The sequence below is a fragment of the uncultured Nostoc sp. genome, assembly GCF_964245445.1.
Taxonomy (GTDB): domain Bacteria; phylum Cyanobacteriota; class Cyanobacteriia; order Cyanobacteriales; family Nostocaceae; genus Nostoc.
The window spans coordinates 1-8,192 of sequence record NZ_CAXTNE010000149.1 but is presented as its reverse complement, the minus strand read 5'-3'; the positions used below and the strand labels follow the sequence as shown (position 1 = coordinate 8,192).

5 protein-coding genes are annotated in these 8,192 nt (G+C 36.6%); all 5 read right to left on the bottom strand.

Annotated features, from left to right (window positions below):
- The coding region (locus tag ACFE90_RS22540) for a glycoside hydrolase family 18 protein (RefSeq protein WP_375504484.1) at positions 1-1,959 on the bottom strand (1,959 nt) is incomplete at its 3' end.
- 461 nt (positions 1,960-2,420) lie between these two features.
- A complete protein-coding gene (locus ACFE90_RS22535) occupies positions 2,421-3,467 on the bottom strand; it encodes a patatin-like phospholipase family protein (RefSeq protein ID WP_375504482.1) in 1,047 nt (348 codons plus the stop codon).
- A 412-nt stretch (positions 3,468-3,879) separates the two neighbouring features.
- Entirely contained in the window at positions 3,880-4,812 is a 933-nt protein-coding gene (locus ACFE90_RS22530; protein ID WP_375504480.1) for a diguanylate cyclase regulator RdcB family protein, read from the bottom strand.
- 405 nt (positions 4,813-5,217) lie between these two features.
- A complete protein-coding gene (locus tag ACFE90_RS22525; protein ID WP_375504478.1) occupies positions 5,218-7,518 on the bottom strand; it encodes a dynamin family protein in 2,301 nt (766 codons plus the stop codon).
- Between the two features lie 242 nt (positions 7,519-7,760).
- Positions 7,761-7,937 carry a LysM peptidoglycan-binding domain-containing protein gene (locus ACFE90_RS22520; RefSeq protein ID WP_375504476.1) on the bottom strand — a complete coding sequence of 59 codons (177 nt, stop codon included), beginning with the start codon at positions 7,935-7,937 and terminating at the stop codon, positions 7,761-7,763.
- Positions 7,938-8,192 lie beyond the last annotated feature (255 nt).

Sequence of the window (8,192 nt, the reverse complement as noted above, 5' to 3'; positions counted from 1 at the left end):
TGGACCTGAACCTGGACCCGGACCCGAACCCGGATCGATAACTAAGCCCGGATATTGCCTCACATAGCGTTCCAGCAAAACATGTGTCTGGAACACAGCAATCAATAAATAGAACGGCACAAATAGCCAACCATCCTCTTCCTGAATTTTAGGCTTTACTTGGTTGACCAACTGTTCAACTTTACTGTTGATATCTGTTATGAGACTGTGTGTTTCTGGACTACCTACCTTATACCTTTTTGCTTCTTCCTCTATCTCTACCCATCTTGCCGCAAAGTTGTTCGCATCCCCACTCTTTGTTTCTTTACCATTCGCTTTTCCATCTGTATTAAAATAGTTTACAATCACTGCTTCTAGACTGGGTTCAACAAGCAAACCTAATCGGGATGTTCGTTGCTCCTGGCATTTTGCTATTTCAGCAGTAAACTCATTTGTGTAATTTCTGAATCGTAGAATGTACGGTGTAAGTTTATCACTTGGTAAAGGTGGCTTCCCACTTGAAGAGGGCAATGCTGGTCTAGTTTCTGGGTTGCCTGAGTTTTCGTAAAGAACTTTAATAATACTCTTCCCTTCTTCCCAAATATCATTGGAAAGTTCCCAAATAATCACACCCTGCGTTCCAACACTCTTTAAGAAATTCAATTTAGTCAGAGCCATTTCGGGCGTTTCAAAGTAGATATTGTGAGTGTAAGGGTAAGTTCCTGCCGCAGAGACGAACGGCGGTCTTGGGGTATTTCCTGGTACTTTAATATTGCCATTTGCTGCCGTATGAGCATCCGGAAATTGAGTTACTATATCTTTATACTTAATAAATTTGTATCCTGGAGGTATCTGACCACTTAGGTCATCTGGATCTTTACCATAGGCAAAGTCATATCCATAGACCGGAACTCCCGCAACTATCTTATTTCTGGGTATGTTTTGTCCAGAACCTTGCCAGTTAACAAATAATGGATTTGTCCAGTACCAAAGTGTGTCTTCTACCGAAAGAATAGGATTATTTAAAATGCCGCCACCCGGCCACTCTCCTTGTTGCTCTTTAGTATAAGATTCTTGATAAAACTCTTGATTACGAATTTTTGCGGAATCTTGATTGCGTATTTTAAAAAGAGTTGAATGTGGTCCAACTGGAGACACATTCCATGACCCAGTTAGATCGTAGGTCATAATAGCAAGCCAATCCACATGATCAGCTATTTTAGAATCATAGTTATTTCCATACCATGAAGTTCCAAATAAAGTTGCTGAAACAAGTTTGTCAGGCATTGCTTGCTTTAATTTTTGTGCAAATAAAGTCAAAGCATATCCGGCAGGATGTGGTCCTTCACTTTTGGATCTACCCCCTTGGTCTTTACTAGCATCATTATTTTTATCCCACCAACACTCTAAATCTAGGTCTACACCATCTAGATCGTTTGACTTAACAAAGTTTAGTACATTTTGTACAGCTTGATCGAGTAATGGGTTTGCAGAGTTATTCCCTACAGATGTCATAAGATTGAGGAATCCATAATCAGTTGCACCTCCCAGTGCAATTAAAATTCTGGTACCTTTTCGATGTCCAGTGTTAACAACATCTGGCAGAATTGCATTAACATTATCGACTGAGATAGGGTCAAACTCACCAAGATTTGTTTCACTAAACATTAGAAAGGAGATGATACCGTGAGTAATGTATTGATACATCTCTTCGTTGGCATAGTTAAACCCTTCTTTTTTTCGCCAAGTGGGAATATATGCTATAATTTTGGCTTGCTGGGTTGGAGTGTGAGGTGTTAGATCGTACAACTCATCATAGAATCGCCAACCATTATGATCTGTATCTCCTACACCTGGTTCTGAAGCCCAGAAATTCGCATAAAAAATATTTCCCTTATATTTTACCGTCGCTCCTGTTTTATATCCCTCGCTTTTTGATACCCAGTCAGGTACGTTTGGATAATCCCCAGAGACGCTCATTTTTCAAATCCTTTAACTAAACAAAAATTAATCTGATGATTGGTATTGGTTTAAGTTGCTAATCTTAAATCTCCTCAATAGCTGCAATTAAAGCCAGCTACTCTTGCAGCGATTCAGGCTTATGGAATTAGAAGTTTTTGCCCATCATTGAAAAAATATTGTATTTCGACGCTTTCGCAGTGTTTCTAAGAGGATGTTTGAAAATTCCTCAAGCGTGTGTTTCACTACCCTGGCCACCGAGAAACTGCTACGAGAAAATCAGAGTTTTGGGATTTGAGATCGCGCCCCTGAGTCGCACTTGAGCCTCAAGCCAACTCTTTTAAAACAACCTCTCAGAGCCTCACTGTCAATGGGAATTACTTATGATCCAACTGCAACTATCGATTGTGCCCATTTATAAAAGCAACGCTCAAAAACTTTTTTTACTCTCTCGCGAACTTTTCAAACAACCTCTAAAATTGTTAGGCTTGGTCAATATAGAAATTATCATTGTCTAATTCATCTATCGCCTCATCTCGTTGCTTTCTAGCCTGATTGGCTATTTCATGAATATGGATAGCACGAGCAACGTCTTCACAGCAACGTTGAGTATCTTCATAACCTTGTTGAATCCAAGATTGAATATTATTGGCATCAAAGCCTATTAAATCTTTTGCTAAACCTTGACGTTGTATAACCCTTCCTGGACGAATTTCTATAGGAGTGATGCTTGGAAAAGCATTACGATCCCATAAACTGCCATCACTTAGATGATTGACAATAATATGGGTACAATTTTCTAATTCAAGCAATGGAGTAATGGGAGTATTACCCTGGACATTTTTTATACCTCCTTGAGCACCATCCGAATAGAAAAAGTTAGTTTCGTTAACCTCAATCTGTTCAGCTTTAAATAACAGAGGAATAGCAGCTGAAGCAAGAATGGCTACGCGCTGTTGAGTTCGTTTCAGAGATTGAATATGTAAAAATTCAGAATGTTGAGTATTAATTAAGTTTACTGAAGCGAGAATGGCAGAAAATAAGTCATTCAAGCTACCTTGACTTCGATATACGGAAACATATAAAGGTAAACCTTTTTGAAGTTTTTCTAAGTCTAAATACCTATCTAACAACCTATGGATAGGACTTTTGTCCCCAAAACCTACGTTTTCTGACAATAGAGTCTGAAGATTGCCTACAGTTGATAATGCATCACTTGTTCCAGCTATTAGTGGAGCAACTTGACCAAGCAATATCTTGCCAATGTACTTAATTGTTTCTGTACTGTTAATCTTAATAGGACTATTAGCAGCAAGTGAGTTCCAAATTTCTTGTAAACTTTCTGACGCTATCTTGAGATTGGGTGCTGCTGCTACAACTGCACCATTCAAAGCACCAATACTAGCACCAGCGACGGCATCAATTGGAATGTTCATGTCAGCTAGGTATTTAATCACGCCTACATGATATGCACCTCTAGCACCACCGCCAGTTAAAACCAAGCCTACTCGATAAGGTTTAGTAGTCATTAGACCTCTTGAAAAAAAATTTATGATAGAATCACTTGTCTGTGAAATTTTTAGAGAAGTTGGAAAGCTTGTTTATGCGGCTTTGTGGACTTCATAGTTATAAAGCCCAATAATCGTCTACTTTACAGCTAAGTAAGTTGGCACGATAAAACCAATCTATGTTTATTTTTGTAAAAGCTATGGAATAACCTGTTTTTAAGATATTCTGGGGCTTTACATTTCTTTATATAGGTTGATTTTTAACGCGGACTGACTTAGCAGCATCTTGCAATACCTTGACCATTTCATCAAAAGTATGTTATTGCACTCCAAACAGATGCTTGAACTCTCGATTCGATAGCCGTTTTGTTTGTTCGTATCGCATAAGTATATTGAATCAAGGTAGAAAGACTTATTTTATACCATCAACTAATTATGTAAAAGGTTTATTATTGAACTGAATTCGTTTTTTGTTTTCATACATTAAATGATTAATTACGTGTTCTCCTGAAAAAACGCGAGGAAAATCATGAGGAAGTCCAGATTTAAGTAAGGCAGCATTTCTAATCGCCCAAGTAACAGGAGCGGTTTGTAAATCTGCCCAATTGCTCAAATATATCAGTACTTCACGCAATTCTTTAGGTAATTCTTGAATGGGAGATAACCATTCTTCTGGAAGCATTAACTGAGAAACATCACCTCCTAAATCTTGTTTAATCTGAGTCCAGCCTTTATTACGTAACTGCTCCATCAGTTCGTGTACTTCGCTTATTCCAAATTGGCTACGGCAGTAGGTTCCAAAGTAACCCCAGTAAAGTTCATCTATCACTATATAGAATCGTGCTAGAGGCGGATAGTTATTTAAGCGTTCTGCCTGCCATTTATCAAACACTTGTTCTAAATGAGTACTAGCTAATCTTCCAGCATTGACCTGTCTAATTTTAGATTCTAATTCAATCCAATGTTCCTGAACCTGAATCTGCAATCGATCAACGTGGTGAGCAATCACTTGCACATCTTTTGCTAGCTCGTTGTGTCGCTCTTGTAAGCGCATCACACCTGTACGGGTTTCTTTTAACTTACCTGCCAAGCGAGTAACAGCAATGTCACTTTCACCTTGATGGAGTTGAATATCCTGTAGCCAGACAGAAACTGTTTTCAGGCTATTAGTTATATTACCATCAATGATTTGTTCACGTTGTGCTGTCCTACCAGTGATGGAATCCCAGATTCTTGTTAAGAACTCATTGTTGGTTTGGTCATGGAACCGCAAATGATCATTAAGAACCTCAAGACCATTGACATAATCGACTATTGCTTTTTCTGTTAACTGAGGATGTAGCCTTCGCAGTTCATCTAGTGTCACTTGAATTTATTCCGCTAACTGGATAAGTTCTTTCAGATCATCTCAAATTATGCTTAGAGATGATTTATAAAGTAAACTTTAAATTTTAGGATGCGTTCAATGCATAATGCATTATCAAATGTAGTGCGTTACGGTTAGTTATCGCTCTCTTTAACTCTCGAATTCTTACATAGCCGTAACACACATTATTTACATATTTACTTATAAATGAGTTTTAAAGACTCCAAATTTTGTTTATGTAACTCTATATCTTCTTTCAAATTAAAAATTCGTTGCGATAAATTTGTTTGAGCTTGCTGATCCAAGTTCTGATTTTCAATACTATCACTCAGGTCTCCTCTAATTATTTCGAGATAATCTTTTAAAGCACCAAAATATTTGTCTGAAAGAGGCTTTAGAGTCTCATCAAAAAAAATACTGATTTTTATCTCTAAGTTCATCAATTCTAGTATACAAATTGTCAATTACTTTCCCTCTAATTTTGTTGATATCAACAATATAGATGTCTGTATCTTTGTACTCAATATAAGCTTCGTATCCCCACCTTTTATCAAATAAGTTACCAAAAAATCGAGCTATACCAGCCCACCAAGCTTTATTTTCTCTAAGCTCTGGTGAAGGTAGACGTTTACTAGATTTTTCCATACCTAATACAAAAAGTTCAACTAAATCAATATCATTTTGTTCTATCTCTGGTTCAGGCAGATCAAATGTCAGCGAAAACCCCTCACTTTTCAAACGTTCTTGTGCATTTTTTAGTATAACTTCTACTTTCTCTTTAAGTCTTTGAGGAATTTTTTGTTCAAGTTCTTTTGATAATTCTGTAAGGCGTGATTTTAGTTGTTTTACTCGCTCATTTACAATATCAATTACACGGTCATTTATAGTCTTCAAGAAAAACTCTGCTTCTTTTTGCGAAGAAAACTCAATTTGTGGATTTTTAGGATCAAAATCAAGAGATTTTTCCGTTTCTAAAAGTGCCTTATCATCTACTATTTTTTTCAAAATTCCCCTTATATCTCTACTTTCCAAACTTTTTTCTTTATCATGTTCCAAAATTTCCCTTACCCCTCTTTTTTCCAGTATTTGTAAGGCTTCTTTAAAATGTTCCTGTTGTTTCCGTAATTCCATTACTTCTTGCTTTTTGCCCCTTTCAAAATAATCTTCTAAGGTTATTATCAAGTCTTGCTTAACGTCCTCATATATTGTTTGAGCAGTATTCAAAAATTCATTCATCAACTCTTGTAACGCTTTATTTGCCGTAGTTTCAGCTTGTTCAACTTTTTCTATATCTTGTTTCAAGTCATCTATAGCTTGACGAATTTGGTCGATACTTTGACTCAAACCAATAAGACGTGATTCTAAAAAGTTTTGCAAGTAATTAACATATTTAATCATTCTTTCGGTCGCAGACTTCGTACTTACCAATGCTGCTGTACTTGCCGCTTTGACAACTACTTCATTGATAGGCTGTTTAAAACCACTAAGCTCCCATAACTCCTCGGCACCACTTTGAACTTCGTCTCTTTCCCGAATTTTTTTTTCCCAACGAACTCCAAAAACAGCTTTACCAAAATCTTCTACCCACTTATTTTCTTCAACTTTATAATCTGGTAAATTTCCCTTTTCCTTAATGTCGTACAAAGCACGATTAGATAGGAAGGCATAAGTTGCAGATACTGGATATACACATTCCTGTTTAACTTGCCCTTTCATAAAATTTTCCGCAGCATAGTGCTTTACTGCGTCAGCTTCCATACCGTTACGGTCTTTCTCATCAAATCTATTGACGAAGATAAACAAGCTATCTTTTATCTGCTGAATCTGATCTTCTAGTTCTTCACGCATTTGACCTTCTCCATCAGATCGCATTTGACCGTAGTGTAGAATTGCTAAAACTGCTGATGCTTTTGTTATTTGAGTGCTTAACACCTTGCGTAACTTTTTACCTATCGCAAATTCGTTAGAACCAGGTGTATCTAGTAAAGTTAAGCTCCCTTTAGTTACTTCATCTTTATTGGGTAAGTGCAAGAACTCTACTTCGATAGTTGGTAAGTCATTAATATTCTCATATCCTTTGATAAAAGGTTGAACGTTAATATTTGGGTCTATAGATAATCGTATTAACTCATTGAAAAGCTTTAAGGAATTTAAGATATTATCTTGTCCTTCATACTGTTCATGGAAATTAATAAAAATTCCATTGATAATACTTTGAATTAGTTCCTTTCCATCTTTATCTTTATATAGCTCTACTGAGTCTAACTTTTGATCATTCTTTAAATAAATTAACTTTTGTTTTATTTCTTCAACCATCTTTTCCATCACCTTATTTTTTGGAAAGGATAGAACAGGTTGTATTTGACCTACGCGATGCCGAATTAATGTTGGCGAGGAAGTCATCGCTTTGTTACTACTTGGTAATAACTCTAAACCTACAATGGCATTGATAGTAGTTGACTTACCAGCTTTCATGCTACCTACCACTGCCACAACTATTTCCAATCCATTTACTTTTTGTGCTTCATTGCTAAGAATTTCTTGCCAATGCTCGACTTTTTGACTGTCAGTTCTTTGTTGCCCATCATCATCACTTTCTTTAAATATGTCGGGAATTTGCAGTAAATCACTCAAAAAATTATTTTGTTTGGCAATTAAGCGTAAGACTTCTTCGCGAGTTGGTTCAATTAAATCAGCGTGCATCATTTTTCTTCCTTGTTTATCAAGTTCATGATTTCAACCGTGTTCTTGTCTACATTTATGACTATTATAAATATGTGCAAGATATCCTTCTTCTAAGAAACAGAAATGTTTCTTTACATCCACTGGGAATGCGATTGCTTTCCTCGGACGCTTTTGTCACGTTATAGCTGGAGAAGGTTAGTTTGCTTAGCTAACCTTCTGCATTCCTAGTAACTACTGCTAGTAATAGCTATTTTGCTGTGGTTCTAAGGAATTTGAAGTTTTTGACTAATTTGTAAATTTTCAGGTTTCACACCGCCATTTACATCAGAAATTCTGTGCCACTGATTGCCGTCACCATAATAGGCTTGTGCAATGTCAAATAATGTATCGCCATCTTTAACAGTGTGAGTGGTGGGTGGATTACCTTGTTTTTCAGCCATGTTTTTCTCCTTAATGGATCATTACTTGTATAGCGCTACTAACGCTTGTTCACCTGGAATAATTCGATTTCCTATTCAAGACTAATAAGTTGCCCTTTCAGCTTTGACCAAAGATGTTCACTAATTTTCTCTCCTTTCTATTGTTTGTTTTCTTCAAATAGCAGTGTTTTTGTCTGTTTGATAAATACAATAAAAGAAGCTATTAGATAATGCATTGGGTGCTTGTGCAAAGTTGATTGCTCAAGTAGGATGAGT